This is a genomic window from Pleomorphomonas carboxyditropha (assembly GCF_002770725.1).
In the GTDB taxonomy this organism is placed as follows: Bacteria; Pseudomonadota; Alphaproteobacteria; order Rhizobiales; family Pleomorphomonadaceae; genus Pleomorphomonas; species Pleomorphomonas carboxyditropha.
Genome location: NZ_NQVN01000067.1, coordinates 1 through 1,012 on the forward strand (window position 1 = coordinate 1; position 1,012 = coordinate 1,012).

Here is a 1,012-nt window from a genome sequence, read left to right on the forward strand (position 1 = left end):
CTCAGAGGGTCTTGCCGATGGCGACGGCGGTGTCGGCCATGCGGTTGGAGAAGCCCCACTCGTTGTCGTACCAGGAGAGGATGCGGACGAGCGAGCCGTCCATCACCTTGGTCTGGTCGAGGTGGAAGATCGACGAGTGCGGGTCGTGGTTGAAGTCGGACGACACGTTCGGCTGGTCGGTGAAGCCGAGCACGCCCTTCAGCGGACCGGAGGTGGCGGCGGCCTTGATGGCCTCGTTGATCTCGGCGACCGAGGTGGCGCGCTTGGCGTTGAACACCAGGTCGACCACCGACACGTTGGGGGTCGGCACGCGGATGGCGACGCCGTCCAGCTTGCCCTTGAGCTCCGGCAGCACCAGGCCGACGGCCTTGGCGGCGCCGGTGGAGGTCGGGATCATCGACAGGGCGGCGGCGCGGGCGCGGTAGAGATCCTTGTGCAGCGTGTCGAGCGTCGGCTGGTCGCCGGTGTAGCTGTGGATCGTCGTCATGAAGCCCTTCTCGATGCCGATGACATCGTTGAGCACCTTGGCGACCGGCGACAGGCAGTTGGTGGTGCACGAGGCGTTCGACAGGACGATGTGATCCTTGGTGATCTTGTCGTCGTTGACGCCGTAGACGACGGTCAGGTCGGCGCCGTCGGCCGGGGCGGACACCAGCACGCGCTTGGCGCCGGCCGTCAGGTGCATCGACGCCTTGTCCTTGGCGGTGAAGATGCCGGTGCATTCGAGAGCGACGTCGACGCCCAGGTCCTTCCACGGCAGCGTGGTCGGGTCCTTGATGGCGGTGACCTTGATCTTGCCGGTGCCGACGTCGATCCAGTCGGCGCCGGTGGTCACTTCGTGCGGGAAGCGGCCGTGCACGCTGTCGAAGCGGATCAGGTGGGCGTTGGTCTCGACCGGGCCGAGGTCGTTGATGCCGACAACCTCGATGTCATTGCGGCCGGACTCGACGATCGCGCGCAGAACGTTACGACCGATACGACCAAAGCCGTTGATGGCGACCTTTACTGCCAT

The 1,012-nt window shown here is 65.9% G+C and carries 1 protein-coding gene; it reads right to left on the minus strand.

From position 1 onward, the window contains the following. Position 1: 1 nt before the first annotated feature. A complete protein-coding gene (gene gap / locus CJ014_RS27225) occupies positions 2-1,012 on the minus strand; it encodes a type I glyceraldehyde-3-phosphate dehydrogenase (RefSeq protein WP_100083624.1) in 1,011 nt (336 codons plus the stop codon).